The 19374-nt window shown below is 38.7% G+C and carries 22 protein-coding genes and 1 pseudogene; 13 read left to right on the top strand and 10 right to left on the bottom strand.

Annotated features, from left to right (window positions below; genetic code table 11):
- Positions 1-12 precede the first annotated feature (12 nt).
- The 6 genes from MKY18_RS17350 to MKY18_RS17325 form a co-directional block, all read right to left on the bottom strand.
- Positions 13-1206, bottom strand: a complete 1194-nt coding sequence (locus MKY18_RS17350) for an aminotransferase class I/II-fold pyridoxal phosphate-dependent enzyme (protein ID WP_065098078.1) — start codon at positions 1204-1206, stop codon at positions 13-15.
- A gap of 18 nt (positions 1207-1224) precedes the next feature.
- Positions 1225-2646: an ATP-grasp domain-containing protein gene (locus MKY18_RS17345; RefSeq protein WP_065097814.1), complete on the bottom strand. Its 1422-nt coding sequence runs from the start codon at positions 2644-2646 to the stop codon at positions 1225-1227.
- 15 nt (positions 2647-2661) lie between these two features.
- Positions 2662-3423 carry a glucose 1-dehydrogenase gene (locus tag MKY18_RS17340; protein WP_050944484.1) on the bottom strand — a complete coding sequence of 254 codons (762 nt, stop codon included), beginning with the start codon at positions 3421-3423 and terminating at the stop codon, positions 2662-2664.
- Positions 3420-4127: a cupin domain-containing protein gene (locus MKY18_RS17335; protein WP_065097815.1), complete on the bottom strand. Its 708-nt coding sequence runs from the start codon at positions 4125-4127 to the stop codon at positions 3420-3422. The genes MKY18_RS17340 and MKY18_RS17335 overlap by 4 nt, the downstream gene beginning before the upstream one ends.
- Before the next feature lies 1 nt (position 4128).
- Positions 4129-4731: a hypothetical protein gene (locus MKY18_RS17330; protein ID WP_003215386.1), complete on the bottom strand. Its 603-nt coding sequence runs from the start codon at positions 4729-4731 to the stop codon at positions 4129-4131.
- Positions 4732-4880: 149 nt separating this feature from the next.
- Complete coding sequence (locus tag MKY18_RS17325) at positions 4881-6113, bottom strand: MFS transporter (protein ID WP_050944482.1); 1233 nt, start codon at positions 6111-6113, stop codon at positions 4881-4883.
- 145 nt (positions 6114-6258) lie between these two features.
- On the opposite strand from MKY18_RS17325, the gene MKY18_RS17320 reads away from it, so the two are divergent.
- Positions 6259-6738, top strand: a complete 480-nt coding sequence (locus tag MKY18_RS17320) for an Lrp/AsnC family transcriptional regulator (RefSeq protein ID WP_185107670.1) — start codon at positions 6259-6261, stop codon at positions 6736-6738.
- Positions 6739-6937: 199 nt separating this feature from the next.
- Here MKY18_RS17320 and MKY18_RS17315 read toward each other — a convergent pair whose 3' ends face one another.
- Entirely contained in the window at positions 6938-7072 is a 135-nt protein-coding gene (locus MKY18_RS17315) for a hypothetical protein (RefSeq protein WP_260406807.1), read from the bottom strand.
- A gap of 418 nt (positions 7073-7490) precedes the next feature.
- Here MKY18_RS17315 and MKY18_RS17310 point away from each other — a divergent pair, with 418 nt between their 5' ends.
- The 9 genes from MKY18_RS17310 to MKY18_RS17270 all read left to right on the top strand — a co-directional run bounded on the left by MKY18_RS17310 (position 7491) and on the right by MKY18_RS17270 (position 14489).
- Positions 7491-8459, top strand: coding sequence for an alpha/beta hydrolase family protein (locus MKY18_RS17310; RefSeq protein ID WP_226804352.1), 969 nt, complete (start codon positions 7491-7493; stop codon positions 8457-8459).
- Between the two features lie 4 nt (positions 8460-8463).
- Positions 8464-9825 carry a HAMP domain-containing sensor histidine kinase gene (locus tag MKY18_RS17305; protein WP_268453518.1) on the top strand — a complete coding sequence of 454 codons (1362 nt, stop codon included), beginning with the start codon at positions 8464-8466 and terminating at the stop codon, positions 9823-9825.
- 13 nt (positions 9826-9838) lie between these two features.
- Positions 9839-10396, top strand: coding sequence for a response regulator transcription factor (locus MKY18_RS17300; protein ID WP_229200331.1), 558 nt, complete (start codon positions 9839-9841; stop codon positions 10394-10396).
- A 590-nt stretch (positions 10397-10986) separates the two neighbouring features.
- Positions 10987-11190, top strand: coding sequence for a helix-turn-helix transcriptional regulator (locus MKY18_RS17295; RefSeq protein WP_226804344.1), 204 nt, complete (start codon positions 10987-10989; stop codon positions 11188-11190).
- Between the two features lie 38 nt (positions 11191-11228).
- Positions 11229-11507 (top strand): hypothetical protein, encoded by a 279-nt coding sequence (locus MKY18_RS17290; RefSeq protein WP_226804342.1) that lies wholly within the window; start codon positions 11229-11231, stop codon positions 11505-11507.
- A gap of 407 nt (positions 11508-11914) precedes the next feature.
- Positions 11915-12121, top strand: coding sequence for a hypothetical protein (locus tag MKY18_RS17285; protein WP_268453520.1), 207 nt, complete (start codon positions 11915-11917; stop codon positions 12119-12121).
- A 75-nt stretch (positions 12122-12196) separates the two neighbouring features.
- The gene (locus tag MKY18_RS17280) at positions 12197-12367 is read left to right on the top strand and encodes a hypothetical protein (protein ID WP_268453521.1); all 171 of its coding nucleotides are present in this window, start codon (positions 12197-12199) and stop codon (positions 12365-12367) included.
- A gap of 478 nt (positions 12368-12845) precedes the next feature.
- Positions 12846-13493 (top strand): restriction endonuclease, encoded by a 648-nt coding sequence (locus MKY18_RS17275; protein WP_268453523.1) that lies wholly within the window; start codon positions 12846-12848, stop codon positions 13491-13493.
- A 417-nt stretch (positions 13494-13910) separates the two neighbouring features.
- Entirely contained in the window at positions 13911-14489 is a 579-nt protein-coding gene (locus MKY18_RS17270; RefSeq protein WP_268453525.1) for a YiiX/YebB-like N1pC/P60 family cysteine hydrolase, read from the top strand.
- Positions 14490-14510: 21 nt separating this feature from the next.
- Here the strand turns inward: MKY18_RS17270 and MKY18_RS17265 are convergent, their stop codons facing one another.
- The 3 genes and pseudogenes from MKY18_RS17265 to hemQ all read right to left on the bottom strand — a co-directional run bounded on the left by MKY18_RS17265 (position 14511) and on the right by hemQ (position 16360).
- Positions 14511-14825 (bottom strand): hypothetical protein, encoded by a 315-nt coding sequence (locus tag MKY18_RS17265; RefSeq protein WP_268453526.1) that lies wholly within the window; start codon positions 14823-14825, stop codon positions 14511-14513.
- Between the two features lie 313 nt (positions 14826-15138).
- Positions 15139-15522: pseudogene (locus MKY18_RS17260) on the bottom strand (MFS transporter); the annotation flags it as partial.
- 67 nt (positions 15523-15589) lie between these two features.
- Positions 15590-16360: a hydrogen peroxide-dependent heme synthase gene (hemQ, locus tag MKY18_RS17255; RefSeq protein ID WP_003215092.1), complete on the bottom strand. Its 771-nt coding sequence runs from the start codon at positions 16358-16360 to the stop codon at positions 15590-15592.
- A gap of 240 nt (positions 16361-16600) precedes the next feature.
- On the opposite strand from hemQ, the gene pta reads away from it, so the two are divergent.
- The 3 genes from pta to MKY18_RS17240 all read left to right on the top strand — a co-directional run bounded on the left by pta (position 16601) and on the right by MKY18_RS17240 (position 19371).
- On the top strand, positions 16601-17572 hold the full coding sequence (pta, locus tag MKY18_RS17250) for a phosphate acetyltransferase (RefSeq protein ID WP_003215086.1): 972 nt from the start codon (positions 16601-16603) through the stop codon (positions 17570-17572).
- A gap of 133 nt (positions 17573-17705) precedes the next feature.
- A complete protein-coding gene (locus MKY18_RS17245) occupies positions 17706-18557 on the top strand; it encodes a MurR/RpiR family transcriptional regulator (RefSeq protein WP_113767832.1) in 852 nt (283 codons plus the stop codon).
- A gap of 142 nt (positions 18558-18699) precedes the next feature.
- The gene (locus MKY18_RS17240) at positions 18700-19371 is read left to right on the top strand and encodes an RraA family protein (protein WP_113767831.1); all 672 of its coding nucleotides are present in this window, start codon (positions 18700-18702) and stop codon (positions 19369-19371) included.
- Positions 19372-19374: the final 3 nt, after the last annotated feature.

Raw genomic sequence — 19374 nt, 5'->3', positions numbered from 1 at the left:
ATGAAAAACCCGCTATATGCGGGTTTTTTGTTGAAAACGAATCGGCAGTATATGCAGCCGATCGATAAAAAGGGCAAGCTGTTCAATTGGCGCCACCATTGAGATGCGGACATGATGTCTTCCATGTGTTCCAAACACACCCCCAGGCGTCACGACGACATTTGCATGCTCGAGTAAATAGTCGGCAAATGCATGAGAATCCTCGAAATCATCAGGAATCGGTGCCCACAAATAAAAGGCGCCGGCTGGACGTTCAATGGTCCAGCCAAGCTGCTTCTCCGCTTGACGGATGAAGAAAGCCATTCGTTCAATGTAGACTTCTTTCAATGATTGAATATGACAGTCATCACTTTGTAAAGCGACGGTGGCGGCATGTTGAAATCCACCATACATACTGACAAACACATGATCCTGGAAGGCGTTAATGGCATGAATGATGTCCTCATTGCCTACAGCAAAAGCGACTCTCCATCCTGCCATATTGAATGTTTTGGATAAAGAATATAATTCCACTCCTACGTTTTTCCCAAGAGGAGCCTTTAGAAAGCTCACTGGTTTTTGCTCATAATGAAAGGAACCATAAGCAAAATCATGAATCACATGCAGATCGTGAGCGGACGCAAATTCTGCAGCCTCTTCAAAAAAAGCTTCATTCGCCACAGCACCAGTTGGGTTATTCGGATAATTTAAGAAAAGCACCTTTGCCTTTTTTAACACGTCTGGATCAATTGAAGAGAAATTCGGCAAATAGCCATTTTTCTTTTCAAGCTGGATGCAATGTGGCTTTGCGTCCGCCATCAAGATACCTGAATGATATTCTGGGTATCCCGGATCGGGGACGAGGGCAATATTCCCTGGATCAAGCAGGCACTGACTCATCACATAAAGCCCTGTTTTTCCTCCATTGAAAAGGGCAATTTCCTTCTTCCGGTCAACCTCAATGCCGAATTCCTTTCTGTAGAAATCTGCAATGGCTTGCTTGAAAAAGTCAAAGCCTCTAAAAGGTGCATATTGCTGAAATTGCAAAGAGCCTGCTGCCTCTTGAAGGGCATTCACAATGTGCGCCGGAGTAGGAAGATCAGGATTTCCCTGACCAAGGTTCACAATGTTCGCTCCGTGTTGTGTTTTATGCGCAATTTTCTCAAATACGGTTCCAAATTTTTGTTCTGGCAGCCGTTCAATCATGTTAGATGGTAAGATCTTCACCACGACATCCTCTCTTTCTTATCCCTTCACTAATTCATCCATTAACTGAATGGCTGCCTGCTTTTGAATGTTACGGATGGAGGCGGCAACATCCTGAGAAGACGACCCTTTTAATTCAAGAGACACGATGCCATTAAATGCTTCAAATAAAGATAGATCTACAAAGGTTCCTTTAGGTGGGACAGATTCGCTGATGATGACAGTATCTCCAACTAAAGTGTCCTGCGGAATATGCACATGATCAATGGTGATGTGTGTGGCCTCAGGCGGAATGTGTCCGCTCTCTTTGAAATGCTGAGGGTATAAATGACAGTCAGCTACATAATGCGTATGTCCAGAAAGTAGTTCTTTTGGCAAATTAGCTTTTTTTCCATCGACTAATACATCAATCAGCAACTTAGCCATATCCACCCCAAAGACCTTTTTGATATTCGGAATCATATTCCAGCCAGCAAATCTAGCTGCTGATTCGATCAGTCCGGTTTCTCGATGTTTCATAAGCTTGATTTCTGTATGAGTGGCACAGTTTTCAAGACCTAATCCTTCATTTGCTTTCCTCGCTGCCTCAATGATGATTTGCTGGGCTTCATTGTCTAGGATCGACGGAGTGATATGAGCCGTTTCTGTAAAGCCGATTTGAGGGGTCTTATCATGAATGACAAAAGGGATATATTCACCCTCAACAACTAATCCTTCTACACTGACATAATCAGAATAGCCGTCGTCTTGATACCAATCCTCGTAAGCCCCCTCTAAGTACGTTTCAGCGACAAACGGTGCTTCATACGTCACAGCGTTTGGAACGGGAATGGTTTGCAAATAGGATTGTACGTTTAAAAAGAGATCATCACTGCCGGATCGGTCATGAAAAAGGGTCACGCCAATGGAGCTTGCTAAATATGTAGGCTTTAAAATAAGCGGTGTACCAATATGTTCAATGGCTTGCTGAAAATCAGCTAAAGTCGTGACAGGCTGAGTTTTTACTGCTTTGACCCCAGCTGCGTTGAATGCAGCCCTCATTTGGCTTTTATCACGCGCTAATTCAGCTGCCTTTACCCCAGCGCCGCGCAGCCCAAGTCGCTCAGCGGCTTTTGCCATTGGTGCAATGAATAATTCATTATTGGTGGTGATCGCATCCGCTTTGAAAAAGGAAGCGACGCGAACTAGGTCGTCCACCACCTCTTCCTCGGATTTTAGATAATCATCATGTGCCCAGTAAATCGAATCTGGGTGTTCAAAAGAAGGGTTTTTGTCAAAATAATCTCGATCTTTGATGACCGCAATAGAGTATTTTTCGATTAGCTCAGCGTGTCCCTTTGTAATAGCAAAAGGTCTCAGGATATAAGAAACGATATGATACGATGCAGCCACGCTTTCGTAAAACATATGGGGCGGGCATCCTCCTAGATCAGCAATGACAAGTACGGTTTTTTTACTCAATGAAAGCACTCCTTTTTATCTAGCGGTGTAACCGCCATCTGCTGTGACAACACTTCCAGTCATATAGCTGGATAGATCAGAGGCGAGAAACAGCATGACGCTCGCAATTTCTTCGGGTTTTCCGAGACGAAGTAATGGGTTCACCTTTGCTTTTTCCTTTTTAACAACCTCAAGGCTTTCTGAATGATTGTCTGAAAAGGATTTTTCATTTAATGGTGTATCAATAATGCCTGGGGCGATACAGTTCACTCTGATTTGATGGGCGGCATAGTCGACCGCCATCGATTTGGTGAGCTGGATGACACCGCCCTTTGTTGCGTTATAGGCAGGGATGTCAGGCCAGCCGACAAGACCCCCGACAGATCCGGTATTGATAATACTTCCGCTTTTCTTTTCAAGCATATGCGGCAAAGCATGCTTACTCATGAGAAATACACCCGTCAGGTTGACCTGTACAATGTGATTCCAATCCTCCAGCGTCATCTCGTGAACGGGAGAGACAATTTCAATGCCTGCATTGTTAATCAGCACATCGATTGTCCCAAACTGGGTCAGCACAGACTGAACGGTTTTTTGACAGTCAGACTCATTCGTAATATCTGTTTTGAAAAACGCAACATGCTCGTGCGCCAATGATTCGACGAGCTGTTTGCCGCTTTTTTCATTGATGTCAGCCACTGCAACTTTTGCTCCGTGCTCAAGGAAAAGCTTGACTGCGGCAAGCCCAATTCCCGATGCACCTCCTGTAATCAGGACGACTTTTCCGTCGAGGTTCATTTCTTCACCTTAGACGTTTTTGGCTTCAACCGATTATAGCGGGGAGGGAAGAAGAGATTAATAGACTTTGATGCTTCCGGCTTTGGATTTATCGCACCGTGGTCTTCCCTAGGGTCACAAAAGTAGGTAGTACCAAATTCCATTTTCTCTGTAAAGCCTTCAATCGTCATATCATAACCTCCGCTAATGCAAATGCCGATTTGTTCATTCCGGTGTTTGTGAAAAGGCATTTCTCCGCCATTTCCAGGAATGTTGGCTATCATGAGCTCCATCCAATCCTCAACAAAAAAGGTCACTTCCATGCCAGGAAGTAAATCTCGTGTTTTGAAAATGTCTAAGAAATAAGTAGGAGGCGCCGTGTATTCTTCGCCATCTTTTAATCTCTTAATATCAATAGCAATCACTTCTTCATCTGTCAGGTTAGAAGCGCCGTGAGGGACAAAAGGTGGTGCGATATACGCTGATTCTAAAGGGGTAAGCAATTGGGTCGATGGGCCAACTGTCATTTGAAGCTCGCCTTTTAATACGATGCCGATTTGTGCTTCGGGATGCTCGTGAGGTTTAATGATCGTGTGAGGAGGGATGTATGAGATGAGCACTTCCGTATCACCTCTGACCGTGGAATATTGTGTGACACCATTCTCCCATTCTATTTTTTTGGCTTGTGGAAAATATCGTTCTTGCGTTTTTTGTTCAGTTTGCATATTATATCTCTCCTTTTCCGAATATGGACCAGCTCATAGGAATGCTTTTAAACGTTCGAACGAAGGTGAGGCCATATGTGGCTCTGGCTACCTCATTGGTTAAAGCGAAATCAAATTCGCCGTCTCTTACTTTTTGTGCGGCAGTACTTGTCGAATTGACTAGCTCAAATTCAGCATTTTGGTGAATGAAATATTGAATCAAATTGACAGGTGCAGGGTGAGAGACAATTTTTAAATGGTGGAGCATTTGTTCTTGAAATGGAAAATCTGGTCTGACAGCCAAGCCATACATGGGTGTGTCACATCTGAAAATTTGTAAGAGCTGCAGGTCAGGTCTCATGTAGAAGTGTTTGATTCCTTCGTATGCGTGTGGAACGAGAGTGTATTGGAGTGCGTGAGAGAGAGTATGTTCAATGCAAGTTTCGAATGTGTCATAAAGGGATAGTTTCGTATGAGTGCCGAGAGTAGTGGTGGAATGAGAGATGAAGTGTTTTGCTGCGTATTCACTGCTTGTCCCCTTAGGGCCTAGTGTATTGACTGTAAACATCTTAGGTGAAACGATGGGCTCTTCTTTGAAATGAAAAACATCATTCTTTAAGATCATGTTTACCATCCAATCTTTTTCAAATTTTTACTAGATTATAAAAAATAAAATTGGCAATTGTCAACAAAATTTATAAAAAATGTATTTTATGATGATATTAAAAATTGATCTAAAAAACTGCACATACCTAGATGTGCAGTGAATTGAACTTACGTTTCAAATGTGTTTTTATGTTTCTGCTGTAAGGTTCGTTCACGTTTATAGCTGACGAAGCTAATAAGAAAACCAACAAGCGTAACGAGAGCACATACAAGCCCTACCGTATGATAGCCGAAATGGACATAGACAGGTCCCATAAGAGCGGAACCAAGCATAACGGCAAGATTGGACGCAAGGCTGTAAAAAGCCATCACTTTGCCTCGGTGGGTTTGGGAGCAGTCACTTAGAACAGTGCTCAAAAGCGTGACAGATAAACTTTGCATGGCACCCCAAATAAATAGGGCAAAAATCAGCAATGTCCATGAGAAAGGAGCATAAGGAAGTAAGGCGAGAACGAGCGTAATGCCGCCCAGCACAAAGAAAAGAGAACGAGTTTTGCCAAACCAGTCTGCTAATTTCCCTGTAAATACACTCATGGAAAAACCGACACCGTAAGCCATGATCAGAAGTCCTGCCGTCGATTGCCCTCCAGAAAACAAACTTTGTAGATACGCTCCTAAAAACGAGTACATGCCATAAAATCCAAGCATATTACAAAATGTCACGGTCAAATAGGCGGGGACACGATCAATTTTCAAAGCTCCCCATAAAGAGCCAGCTTTCTCCCTAGCTTGAGGTGTTCCTGTATTCGCTGTGGCGGTTTGTTTACGAGATTCAAGGATGACGAGCAGCAGGACAATGAGACTCATGATGGCGAAAATCCAAAAGGTCCATCGCCAGTTTAAACTCTGCCCGATGAAGGCGCCAATTGGTACACCAAGGACAAGAGAAAGAGACCAACTCGACACAATGAGCCCCATCACTTTGCCTCGATATTCATAAGGAACCCGGTCACCCACAAGCGCATAGGCTGTTGGCACAAATACACCGGTCGCCAGCCCAGAAATAGCACGGCCTGCAAAAAATACGGCCAGATTCGGGGCAGCCGCACACATTACGGTGCCAATCAAAAAGAAAGAAAGCCCGATAATCAGGCATAGCTCCCTTGAATACCGGTCCCCTAAAGGAACAAGCAGCGGGGCTCCAACCAGCACAGCTAACCCATAAATGCTGATGGAAAGGGCGAGAATATCAAGAGAGTGCTGAAAAGAGTTTGATAAATCAGGCAGCAGTGGTGAAATCACCAGTTCTTCCGATCCCGCCGCAAAGACGCCAAGTGTGAGCGCAATGGCAAGTGTGATGGGAAATGTTTTAGAAGCCTGGCTGTCTAAAGATTCTTTCATCAGGTGATCCCTCCAAACTTGCTTTTTCATTCAATTCCGTTAAAATAAATTCTACCATTATTTAGTTTTATTTTACATTTCGCATCATAAGTATTATCATAAAATACTTTTCAAATGGAACGATTTTTGGATAGGAGAGGTACGAATGAAAATCACCGGTGTTGATGTGCATATTTTAAATGAATTGAAAGAAGATGCCCGCTTATCTATGAGGGAATTGTCCAAGCGGGTCAATTTATCCGCACCTGCGGTAGCAGAAAGAGTGCGTAAATTAGAAGATGCAGGGATTATCGAAGGGTATTCGGTTCAGGTTAACTATAAAAAATTAGGGCTTATGATTGACTGCCTGCTGGAAGTCACAGTGCTAAACGGGGAGTATCAACGTTTTGTGGCTTTTATGAATCAGCATCCACGCGCTTTTTTTGCTTATCGAGTGGCAGGGCAGTCATGCTTTTTCATTAAGCTGTCTGTCGCTTCCCTTGAAGAAATTGAAGCCTTTATTCAGGCAGTGTCTGGGTTTACCAAAACAGTATCTCATATCGTCTTATCAGGGCACTCTTTTTCTCATCCCATTCAGGAACGTGTGAAACCAATAGAAGAGCCAGAAGTGACCGTGGTGAAATAAAAAGTTTCAGATTGTTGACACAGGGCTAAAATGATCTTTATTTTAGCCCTGTGTCTTCTTTTCAGCTCAGCGTGATAGAAAACCTTTGAAGTCTAGGAAGGGCGAGCGCCGGAGCGGAGCGAATTTGACATTCGTGAGCTTTGGAGCGCAGGACTGACAACGAATGCGAGGGTTTGTCTACACGCTGAAAGGACCTGTCTCAGGTCCTTTTTATTCGTTTATCTGACTGATAGCTCATAATCGTAATGATAAGACCAATAAATGTCACAGCTGCAGCAAATAACGAAACAAGCTGTAAATGTGTTTTCGATAGCAAGACCGCCAAGCGCTGCACCGCCGGCATTTCCTATATTAAAGGCAGAATGGCTGAGGGCATATATAGAAAATAAAATTCTGTATTTCAAGATATCTTAAACAGACTAAATGTATTTATAAAAATGTGAATTGTTAATAAGGTATTATGGCTGATGTGAGTTTGTTGATGTGGATTTATATTAATCTTTAAAGTCTCTCAACCTATTGATATATATGCATCGACAAGGTCTTTTATGATTTCCCTTATATTTTTTGTCTTTTTATTGTGTATTTTTATATTAATGGTTACTTTAATCTATCTTGTTAATTACACATTATTGGCTTACTAATAAGCTTTCATTTATCAATTTATTTATTTAATTTGTTTCCAAAAAAATAACCTTTTTATGCTAAAATATTCGTATAGTAATAATTTGGGTTTAAAGGAGTTAATTCTTTTGAAGCTTTTAAAAGTAATAGATTACGCAGCATTAATGGATATGCACAGAACAAGAAGCAAAGAAAGTCACTATAATAACCTGCCTATTGACGTAGGTAATAGGGGTCGTTTTTTTAGTACTCAGCCAATTGATTTAGAATTTCACATCGATAACCATACAACAAACTTAAAAAGTGGAATATTTTCTTTTAATTCAAGCATCAAATCTGGTGTAGATAAGAATGACAAGGTTTCTGGGGAAGTGTTTTTACGAAAAGAGTCAAAATACAAGCCCAATGTAATCTTCGTACATGGATGGCGCATGGATTCATACGACAGAATCAAGAAGATTTATCACGATAAGATCGTTAAAAGTTATGATTGGAATATGTATTACTACACGTTGCCTTATCATTTCGATAGGGAACCGCAAAATTCAACATATTCTGGTGAACACATGATTAGCGCCAATATAAGTCGAACAGTGCAATCCTCCCAGCAAGCTATTGTTGAACTTAGAGGGCTGATTAAATGGATCAAGGAAAATGAAGGTGGGGAAATAATCGTAGTTGGTATTAGTTTAGGAGGGTGGCTAACAAACTTATTAGCAACAGTCGAGAAAGACGTGAATATTGTTGTATCAGCTTTTTATGCGAATAATATTGCGCATTCCATCTGGAACACTCTTCCTGGGAAGTATATACGAAGAGATCTGGAGGAACATGGGACAACGTATGAAGAACTCGACAAAGCTTGGGATATTATCAACCCTAGTAAAGCAAAACTTCTCGTAGACAAAGAAAATGTACTCTTAATATCAGGAAAATATGACATGTATATCGACATAAACGATGCTGATACTCTGTGGAATAGCTGGAATCAACCTAAAAGGCACGTATACAGTTGTGGGCATGCTGGAATTGTTCTATCTAGAAATAGAATAGCAGCTGACACACTTCAATTTATTGAAAGTAGGCTAAGGAAATAAAATGATGTTCATCCTAACTGCATTGTTGTGGGCCATGAGTTTAGTTTTGTTTCTTACTTATCCTGAAAATGAAAAAACAAGATGGGGTAGCTTTATTGGATTTTTTGGTGGTTTTGGTGGTTTAAGTGTAATTTTGTCGTATTACTTGGATGGTTCATCTAGCCATCTACAGCTAATCCATTACATTACATCATCTATTGGACACTATGGAACAGCATATGCAATCATGATTTTCGGCCTTGTGTTTTCAGAAATAATCAAAAGTAAAAAGCAAAGTTTCATTTGGAAAATAATTTTGTTCATACCCGTAATCATTATGCAAATTTACTTTACGGAATTCCCTCTATGGCAAACACATCATGTAGTTCTTTCATTATGGGTCGTACCATACGTCTTTATTTCTTTAGGATTGATGGTTTATGCAGCATATACAGATAAGAGTATAACAAGCAAAAGACAAAAAATTTATACTTGTCTAGTTATTGTACCAACACTCTTATTCGCGGTATTCACCAATATAATTTTAGAAGCCTTTGGAATATTTGGTGTGTGGATGCTAAACCCTTGGGTAATAGCTATTGCTTTTGTATTATTTGTTTATTTTATAATCAAATATGGCTTCCTGGGAGTACAAATAAAGTTTGAAAAACAAAGAAGAGACTTAACCATGAAGGCAGTAACATCTGGTACTGCCTTATTAAATCATTCAATAAAAAATGAAGTAGCAAAAATAGATCTTCTTGCAAATGACCTCAAAGAGTCAAAATTTGGGGAAAACCAGGAATCAGTTGATATGATTCTTAAATCAGCCACTCACTTGTTTGAGTTGTCGAGCCGTATTCAAAGTAAACTAGATATTATGGAATTAAAGGAAACAGAATTTAATATTATAGACCTTGTTAATTCAAGTGTTGAACTACTTCAGCCACAGATCAGCACTGTACAATTAAAGAAATTATTTGAAGTGGATGCGAATATCTATGCAGATCCTATTCACTTGCAAGAAACGTTATTAAATTTAATGGAAAACGCGATGGAAGCAATGAAGGATAATAAACAGATAAAGATTAGAGTCTACCAGGTGCGTCGTAAATTACATATTGATGTCGCTGATAATGGAAAGGGCGTTAATAAAGAAATGCAGGCCAAAATGTTAGACCCGTTTTTCTCTACAAAAAAGAAGGTTGGAAATTTTGGTCTTGGCTTAACATATTGTTATAACGTCATGACAAAACATAACGGCAGCATAAAAGTAAATAGCCAACTAGGAGAGGGAACAACTATAACCTTAACTATTCCTAGAAACAGAGTTAGCAACTTAAAATCAAGTTCGAAAAAAGAAATTGTTGGTGAAAGCTATGGATAATAGGATCAAGGTAATGATTGTTGAGGATGATCCAGTGTGGATGAAGGGTATTAGCGACTTAATTTCGAAAGAAAAAGATATGGTTGTTGTAAAAAAAGCTTTCACAAAAAGTGAAGCCTTGCAGCTGGAGAATCATGAAATTGATATTATACTTATGGATTTAACTTTATCTGAAGATGAGGAATTAGGCGGTTTAGATTTATCAAAAGAGTTGGTTGAAAGAGGTTTCCAGAAGATCATCATGCTTACTTCCTGGGAAGAGCCTGCAATCATTCTAGAGTCATTTGATCAAGGGGCCATGAATTACATTAACAAGTCATCGTACAAAGATATCCCAAAATTTATTAGAGAAGCTTTTATAGATAAGGTTACATTAAATGCTGATGTTTCAAGCCTGTTGATTAATGAACTGCGTATGGAGAGAAAAGCTAGCATATTAACTCCGGCCGAAAGAGAGGTTTATAAATTAAAAGAAAAAGGGTTAACAAGAGTGCAGATCGCGGAACATTTGTTTAAATCGGTCGAAACAATAAAAAAACAGTTGAAGACGATAAAGGAGAAACTTAAATAAAGGGGGGGTATAAAATTAACCCTCCCTTTTTGTTTTATCATCTTGTAAAGTAATATTCGTAATCGAATTTAAAAATGCCCTCAATAAGTCACGTTCCTTATCACTTAATTCGTTGAAGGATTGTATGAGGGGGCAATATTGTTCATATGTGAAAGAACAGTAGTTGATAAAAATGATTGAATAAACTCTATTTCGCCACCTGACATTTATTAAGTACATGCATAAGCTTTTCATTAATCTGAGCACTATCATCAATTTCAGGGAAGAGAGATTTAGGCAGAACTTCATAAAATATTTAAAGCATTGCAAATTTTAATCAGTGTCTCGATGTTTGGGTGAGGAAGTCCCCATTTCAATTTTACTTATAGAGGATTGGGAGACTCCTGAAAGGCGAGAGAATTCAGTAGATGATATCTTTAATGCTTGCCTGCGTTTGAGAATTCTTCTTCCTATTTCATTTTGTAATTCGTTCATAAGATCCACGCACCAATGTTTGTTATTAATTTAATAATAGCAGAAAAAGGTGAGATATTTTAATTTCTGATGAATATTCCTGAAGGAATAAAAGTTTTGAAAAATACCTTAAGGAGTTGAAAACAATAAAGAACATCGTTAAAGAAAAGAGAAAAGAAAAAGGGTGGACCCAGTTTCAGTTGGCAGCAGTATCCGGGGTTTCACAAGCAACCATCTCTAAGATTGAGAATGGTGACTATAATAAATCCTCTCTTGCTGTGATGATGAAAATCGCGCAAACATTAGGAATAAAGACAGAGGATTTAACAGAAAATTTATAAACGGTGGTGCAACATTACATATGAGACAGGTGCAAAAAATGTCAGAAGAAAAAATGGTAAGATTTGAATTTGTTGATCTTGCTAATACAGTGACGATTAAGACCTTTAATAAAGAGATTTATGTTCTGAAATCAAGTTTATTTGTTCAAAATGTCCATAATAATCAAGTCTTAAGATTGCATGAAATTTATTATGATATAAGAACAGTAAGAACAATAGAAGGCAAAGTTCTTGCTAAACGCAAGAATAGAAATAGTGAACTGGTTAAGGTTGGTAGGTCAAGATCAGTTAGTTATAGAGAGCAAGTTAAACTGTAATTGTTATTAAAATGTTCTTTTTAAAAAAATTATGCGTGGTGCTTGGTCGAAGATCACCAACCAAGTTAACTATACGACTAATCTAGTTAGTGGGGAGAAGCTTAAAATCCACTTGTGATCCAATTCGTGACTGAGGTTTTCTATTTATGATAGGAAATCCAAGGTTGTTGGTACATGCCAAAAACCAACATTATAAAAAGAGATAATACGAATAAATATGGAAGTTACATTTCTTGTACCATATAATGTATTTTAAGTTGGTTTCCATATTTAATTGTAGCATCTACAGTCTTTTATTACGGCATTCATTCTAACTTGACGTGCCATGAGATGAACTAAATAAATAGCAAGAAAAAAGAGTATTTCTTAAAAAGGAATACTCTTTTTTTATTAAAAAGGGTGAGGATATGTATAAGAAATTATTATTAAGGCGTTTATTGATTGTTTTAAGTTTAATTGTTATAGCTTCTTTAATGCTTTCCACAAATGATAACCCAACCACTAATTATACAGCCAAGAGGATAGAAACATTTGGGATTAATAATGAGGGCTGTTTAGAAATGGATGGGAAAGAAAAATTGATTAATCATGTTGAAAAAAATTTTAAGAATTAGTTTTTGAAGAACAGATTGAAAGTAATGAATTTGAACTGTCATTTTTATTCAATCTTTTCAAGAAAAATACGGCGTATGCAGCTGCACCAAAAATTGAATATAAAGGGGCTATTAGATGATGAAGAGAAGAAAACATGGAAACGTGCTGAAGGAATCGGTACGGTGGCAACGCGCGATTCTATCATTGAGCTACTAATCAAACGTGGTTACATTGAACGTAAAGACAACAAGTTAATTTCAACGTAGCTGGGAAGAACATAAATTCAAATGATGCCGGATGATTATCTTCTTACTAAAATGCATGCAACAGTATATCTAGAGTTATTGCTGTTGGAAGTTGAAGCATGCAAAATGACGAAATAAGACTTTTACATGGAATTGAGGCTTTTTATCAATAAAACTTGTACTGACATTAAGAACAACATTAAGACAATAAATTTGAACGAGAAGTAATAGCAACTGGTAAACAGTGCGGGAAACCTATTCTTGAAAATTCTAAGGCTTATAGTTTTTGTTTAAGAAAAATTTGGAGAAATTGGGGGAGAAAAAAGCCACGCCAAAGGAAACGACCAAATTACTAAATGGATACTGTAAAAATGAAACTAAAGTCAAGCTTTGAAAATAAAAGAGTGGAATTTTCTGAGCAAAGACAGCCTCCTATTTAGGAGGTTTTTTTCTTTCTTTACAATAGGAGGAGTCAATTTTGGTGAGGAGAAATATCTTATTGAAACTACCTAACACCTGGAATGTTTTGTTTATTGTATTTGCCGTAATCGTAATGATAGGTTTTTGTTATCTTGTTGCAAGCTTTCTTTCAAAAAACAAAAACAAGAGCAAATTCGTAAAGTCAAGCATTAAGGATATTGACCATATGGACGGTTTTCAGTTTGAGCAATACCTCGCATATATGTTTAGGGCCAATGATTATAAGGTTCAGGTGACACCTGAAAGGAAGGATTTTGAGGCTGATCTCATCATAAAAAAATCAGGCACAAAGATCGTAGTGCAAGCAAAGCGTCAAAAAGCTAAGGTCGGTATAAAAGCGATTCAGGAAATAGTGGCCGCTAAAAATCACTATAAGGCTGAAGAGTCCTGGGTGATCACGAACAACTTTTATACAAAAGATGCACGAGAACTGGCTGAAAGTAATGATGTTAAGCTTTTAGATAGATACAAACTCATTGAACTAATGACAGCACTCAATTTATCAGTAAGCATGACAGCTGGTGAATTCAAACAGAAAGTAAAGGCAAAGCCGATCAAGTGTGTTTGTGGAGCTCAAATGGCCCGTAAAAAAAATAGGCATTCTGGCCGTTCGTTTTATGGTTGCACAACATATCCCAAATGCTCACATACAAAGCCAATCCTGTGAATTTTCTTTCTGACTTCATAAGTATATATGTCTGTTGCTATTCAAATGAACCCCCACATCTATATGAGAATGGGGGGTTTTATGTTTCGATAGAACATAGTTTCAATCCATACTTTTCTTCTAAAAGTTTATTCATTTTTTTTAGATGTTTACTATAGAAAAGGGTAATCTCTTGATACATCTCTATAAGGGTTCAACATTAGGTCAGTAGAAGTTTTGGATAGTCTAATAACCATTATTGAGACCTCATATTATAGAAATGTGATTACCTGTTTCTTATTCCTTAGTTTAACCTTAAAATTACATAAATTTTAGGCTATTTTCGTAGTTTTTCCATCAAAAATAATATAAAATTAGAAAAATAAACCTATATTAGTAATACAGGTGAAAAATTGAAAACAGAAAGGATAGTATAAAATGCAACTTCGTAAGTTAATAACAGCAACATTAATAACAATTATCGCTACAACTTTTATCTTTTCGCCAAAAACAGAGGCAGCTGCTCCTAAGGTCAAATCTGGTGATATCTTAGTAACTCCAGTTGGACCAGTAGCAAAACTTGTAGGCCATACAGGTATAGTTGCGAATGATGGAAAAAGTGTTATTCACATTGCAGGACCAGGATATCATCCAAGAAAGATAAGTCTGAAATCTTGGAAATCAAGATTCCCAAAAACAAAGATTGTACGATACAAAAATGCAAGTAAAGCAAAACAAGCAGCAATATGGGCTGACAAGAACTTTATAAAAGGAAAATATAAAAAAATAAAATATTTTATTTCAAGCGGTCCATACCATTTTAGGTCAACATATTGTTCGAAATTAGTGTGGCAAGCCTATTATAAGGGTGCAAACGTTAAATTTAAAGATTGGTATGTAGCTGGTGGTCCATATGTATCAGTGACCGTTTTTGACGTCCCTGAAATAATTCAACCATATATGTTTTTAAGAAACGGTGACTTTAACGGCCTCAAAACAATTGGTAGAATAAATTAAAAAACATCCGAATGAGTTAACTCATTCGGATGTAATTCCTACTTTTTCAACTGCTGTTCTTTCTTTATCAACCCAACTATAAATAAAAACATCCTCTTTATCTTTTATCTTCACATAAGCTTCATAAGGAATAGAACCTCCCTTAATAAAGTTATATTTTATATCAATGTCAATAATATCCTTCTCAGAATAATCTTCTTTTACAAGTTCAAAAATAGTATCTCTCAACAATTCCTCTCGAGACATCATATCTCCATTAGCTAACCGGTTATATATAGAAAAACAAGAAAATAAGAAAAAAATAGAAAATAAGATTATAAAAACAAACTTTTTCATAACATCAACACCTCATTAAATATACTTTTTAATCTCAACATGCCAATGCAGCATGACCTCAAACGTTCCCTTCTTCTTCAATCTTGATCAGGCATGATTACTGTTGCACCTAGGGCATCTTTTCCATTCCAAAAGCTAAATCTTCTATCCAAATTTATGTTTAGTTCATCATAGCATAGGAAAGAATTTTTCCAACAAATTATTAATGTACTTATTTAAAGAATATATGAAAATTTTATCGCTCAAATTTGCAAGATGTCAATTTCGGTGGCGCTGATCAGTTCACCAGTATGTATTTTTGACCAAAATGCATATTTTTCTCCTTAGGCACAAGCCGTGCCGCCATGATCGCTCCGACACCAAAGAAGGTCCCGTGAGCAAATGATGTCAAAATACGTGCAGCCATTAATAGACCATAAGAGGTTGATATAGCAGCGACAGCATTTCCCGCCACGAACAGGATCATTAATAGAATGAGAAGACGTTTCCTCGACATTTTCCCAGTCGATAACGTTAAAATAGGTCCGCCAACTGCCACACCAAGTGCATATCCAGTAATCAGCTGCCCTGAAGCAGAGATAGATACATGAAGGTCGTTAGCAACGTTTGGTAAAAGTCCCATAATGACAAATTCAGTTATACCAATTGAAAACGCACCGAGCGTTAAAGCAAAAATAGCGATGGGGAAGTTTTTCATGATGTGATCACCCTTCTAAAAAAATATATAAAAAGGCTTCGGAAAGATCCGAAGCCTTAAGAGTTTATCATACATGAAAATAAGACGCCAGCTGCTCGTTTGCTAATCGGTTTCCGACAAAGAAAGAACCAAATTCGCCGTAGCGTGCACTGACTTCATCAAAGCGCATTTCATAAACCAATTTTTTGAATTGAAGCACATCGTCAGAGAAAAGAGTGACGCCCCACTCATAATCATCAAAACCGACGGAGCCTGTAATGATCTGCTTTACTTTCCCAGCATAACTGCGGCCAATTAAGCCGTGGCTTCTCATGAGTGATTTACGCTCATCCATAGAGAGCATGTACCAGTTGTCGTTGCCGGAACGTCTTTTATCCATTGGATAGAAGCATACGTATTGAGAAGAAGGGAGCTCTGGGTATAGACGCGCACGTACATGTGGGTTCTCGTAAGGATCTCCGCCATCTCCGCCTCCTGCTAAGTAGTTGCTAAGTTCAACAACTGAAACGTACGAATAAGCTGGGATCGTAAACTCTGCTAGTCGTGTCTTGTTGAATTCAAGTTCAATTTCACCCAGTTCTTCCATGGTTGGACGCAAAATCATGAGCATAATATCTGCTTTTTGGCCGACAATACTATAGATTGTTTGGCTTCCAGCCTTATCGTGCTCAGCTGTTTTCCATTTTTCTAATAGACCTGTGAACTCATGAAGAATCGCTTGGCGCTCATCACTTGTCAGCAGCTTCCAAGCTGTCCAGTCAAAGGTTCTAAAATCATGCAGTGCATACCAGCCGTCTAGTGTTTGAGCTGCTTCATTGGTTGTATGTTGTTCGCTCATTTATTTCACTCCTATTTACAGTTTTCCATCTGTTCCAACTATAACATAGTTTGTCCAAATGAAGATGTGATCAAAACTTGAACGACGAAGTCAGCTTTTATGGAAATTGATTAAATTAGTTTGAAAAATAAGAATTTAATTTGTAAGCGCTATAATGTAAGTTGGTAGTTTGAATTTATGGAGAAGAAGAGTATGCTTAAAAGAGAACGCTTTTTTTGTAAAATCAAGGAGGGTATATAAGTGGCAGATATTTTTTCAACAGTTCAGGAAAAGGTTGCAGGTAAAGGAGTAAAGATCGTTTTTCCTGAGGGAATGGACGAACGCATTCTAACAGCCGTTCAAAAACTAGCAGATGGCAAAGTCTTGCAGCCAATTGTTGTAGGTAAAACACAAGAAGTTGAAGCAAAAGCAAAAGAATTAGGTCTTACACTTGATGGTGTTGACGTGTATGATCCTCATACATATGAAGGTTTTGAAGAGCTTGTACAAGCTTTCGTAGAAAGACGTAAAGGCAAAGCAACAGAAGAGCAAGCAAGAAAAGCATTACTAGATGAAAACTACTTCGGTACGATGCTTGTGTACAAAGGTCTTGCAGACGGACTTGTGAGCGGTGCAGCACACTCAACTGCTGACACAGTACGCCCAGCACTTCAAATCATTAAAACAAAAGAAGGCGTAAAGAAAACATCTGGCGTCTTCATCATGGCTCGTGGCGAAGAGCAATATGTGTTTGCTGATTGTGCAATCAACATTGCACCAGATAGCCAAGATCTAGCTGAAATTGCGATCGAAAGTGCTAACACAGCCAAAATGTTCGACATCGAACCACGTGTGGCAATGCTTAGCTTCTCTACAAAAGGCTCAGCAAAATCAGACGAAACAGAAAAAGTATCTGAAGCAGTTCGTATTGCAAAAGAAAAGGCACCTGAGCTTGTACTTGATGGGGAATTCCAATTCGATGCAGCTTTCGTTCCTTCAGTAGCAGCGAAAAAAGCACCAGATTCCGTCATTAAAGGCGATGCTAGCGTATTTGTTTTCCCTAGCCTAGAAGCTGGAAACATCGGCTACAAAATTGCACAGCGCTTAGGTAACTTTGAAGCTGTAGGTCCAATCTTGCAAGGCTTAAACCAGCCAGTAAACGACCTTTCAAGAGGCTGTAATGCCGAAGACGTTTACAACCTTGCACTTATCACAGCAGCTCAAGCACTATAAAATAGCATCTCGGCTAAAACAGTCAGCGCGATAGATTCGTGCTGGCTGTTTTTTTATTTTGGACAAATGTGTACAATATAGAAAGAAAACAATCTGAACGTAGATAAAGCCGATAGGATGGGCAGGTGCTAAAATGGAGGATTTAATACATAAGCTTCAGCATAAGGTCGCGTTTTTAACTGATGCACAGAGGAGAATTGCAGATTATATCGTACAACATCCAATGGAGGTTGCGTTTTTAACTGTCGATAAATTAGCGTCAAAAGTCGGGACGAGTACAGCAACCATCATGCGATTCTCTGCTGCTGTGGGGTATTCTGGTTTTTCTGAGTTTCAAAAAGAGCTTCAATCAGCGATGAAGCATAAAGCTGACCCTCAAACAAGACTTGAGGCGAATCTCAAGCATTCAAATAAGAGTAAGCTCCTGCATAACCATGTAGAATTGCAATTTCAAAATATCCAGTACGCATTGGACAATATCACGGAAGAAACCTTTCAGCAAATTGTTGGGAAAATAGCCAATGCGCGCCACGTTTTGTGTACAAGTGTCCGAAGTGGAAGACCTGTTGGCGAATACATGTCGTTAGGAATCAATCGGCTATTGGGGAATTGCCAGTATATTGATGCAGATCAAAGTGACTGGGTGGATGATTTGGTTCATTTCAACTCGAGTGATTTCATTATAGCGGTCAGCTATCCGCGTTATGCAAAGCGTATGAAGGATTTGATGGAAGCAGCAAAGTCTTATGGGGTGGAAGTCCTTTTAATTACAGACAGCTACAGCTCTCCACTAACTAAATATGCACAATATGTATTACCGTGTTCCTCAGCAAGTGTAGGCTCTCATAACTCTGTCGTATCTGCTATCTTTATCGTCGATTTCATCTTAAGTGCATTAGCGATGAATGATCCTGAAAGAACAAAACCACGTTTAGATCAAATCAATCATATGTTAACGAAAATGAGTTATCACACAACACAATAGTCGTGTGGGGACTCATTTTTTATTTTTTGAAAGCGCTTTACTAATTAAAAATGAGATGGTATGATCATATCACAAAAGTAATGTATATTACTTTAAATGAATTAAATGTAATGAATATAACTCAAAGGGGATGATGGAAACAATGAGTACTGTTCATTTCGTGTCAAATGATCTTATAGCTAGGGCAAGAAAGCTTAACTCGACCTTGCTGTCAGACGTGATGGGATGCACCGGCGCGATGGATCATCAAATCAAACCAGTTGCGAGAGGCATGAATGTAGTCGGCACAGCTTTTACCGTGAGCTTACGGCCAGGAGATAATCTGTTTCTTCACCAAGCGATTTATTCTGCACAAGTAGGCGATGTACTCATCGTTGATGGGAAAGATCATAGGGGTCACGCATATTTAGGAGAATTGATGGCTAGTTCAGCAAAAGCTGTTGGAATAGAAGGAATCGTGATCGACGGTCTTGTCCGCGATAAAGTCGCTTTAGAGGAATTAGCTTTTCCGATCTACAGTAAGGGGTTCACGCCGAATGGACCTTTTAAGGATGGTCCTGGTGAATTGAATGAAATCATCTCGTGTGGAGGGGTCAAAGTATCACCAGGTGACTTGGTCGTTGCAGATGATGATGGAGTAGTGATTGTCCCGAAAGAGAAAGCAGAAGAGATGCTGTCACTAGCTGAAGAGAAACTAGCGTATGAAAACCACAGATTAAAGACCATTCAACATTATATGAGCGAAGGAAAGCAGGATATCAGTCTCTTAGCGCCTGCATGGCTAGAGGGCAGAATGAAAAAATTCCAGGGATAGGGG

This window comes from Bacillus sp. FSL R7-0672 (assembly GCF_038601465.1).
Lineage (GTDB): Bacteria > Bacillota > Bacilli > Bacillales > Bacillaceae > Bacillus > Bacillus pumilus.
The sequence above is the reverse complement of the archived record's forward strand: the minus strand, read 5'-3'. Positions and strand labels throughout refer to the sequence as shown.

Coding starts and splice junctions, on each gene's coding strand:
- MKY18_RS17290 (WP_226804342.1), top strand. CDS start 11,229: ATGTCAGAAGAAAAAATGGTAAGATTTGAATTTGTTGATCTTGCTAAT.
- MKY18_RS17245 (WP_113767832.1), top strand. CDS start 17,706: ATGGAGGATTTAATACATAAGCTTCAGCATAAGGTCGCGTTTTTAACT.
- MKY18_RS17325 (WP_050944482.1), bottom strand. CDS start 6,113: ATGAAAGAATCTTTAGACAGCCAGGCTTCTAAAACATTTCCCATCACA.
- MKY18_RS17285 (WP_268453520.1), top strand. CDS start 11,915: ATGTATAAGAAATTATTATTAAGGCGTTTATTGATTGTTTTAAGTTTA.
- MKY18_RS17270 (WP_268453525.1), top strand. CDS start 13,911: ATGCAACTTCGTAAGTTAATAACAGCAACATTAATAACAATTATCGCT.
- MKY18_RS17320 (WP_185107670.1), top strand. CDS start 6,259: ATGAAAATCACCGGTGTTGATGTGCATATTTTAAATGAATTGAAAGAA.
- MKY18_RS17280 (WP_268453521.1), top strand. CDS start 12,197: ATGCAGCTGCACCAAAAATTGAATATAAAGGGGCTATTAGATGATGAA.
- MKY18_RS17330 (WP_003215386.1), bottom strand. CDS start 4,731: ATGATCTTAAAGAATGATGTTTTTCATTTCAAAGAAGAGCCCATCGTT.
- hemQ (WP_003215092.1), bottom strand. CDS start 16,360: ATGAGCGAACAACATACAACCAATGAAGCAGCTCAAACACTAGACGGC.
- MKY18_RS17340 (WP_050944484.1), bottom strand. CDS start 3,423: ATGAACCTCGACGGAAAAGTCGTCCTGATTACAGGAGGTGCATCGGGA.
- MKY18_RS17240 (WP_113767831.1), top strand. CDS start 18,700: ATGAGTACTGTTCATTTCGTGTCAAATGATCTTATAGCTAGGGCAAGA.
- MKY18_RS17305 (WP_268453518.1), top strand. CDS start 8,464: ATGTTCATCCTAACTGCATTGTTGTGGGCCATGAGTTTAGTTTTGTTT.
- MKY18_RS17265 (WP_268453526.1), bottom strand. CDS start 14,825: ATGAAAAAGTTTGTTTTTATAATCTTATTTTCTATTTTTTTCTTATTT.
- MKY18_RS17335 (WP_065097815.1), bottom strand. CDS start 4,127: ATGCAAACTGAACAAAAAACGCAAGAACGATATTTTCCACAAGCCAAA.
- MKY18_RS17300 (WP_229200331.1), top strand. CDS start 9,839: ATGATTGTTGAGGATGATCCAGTGTGGATGAAGGGTATTAGCGACTTA.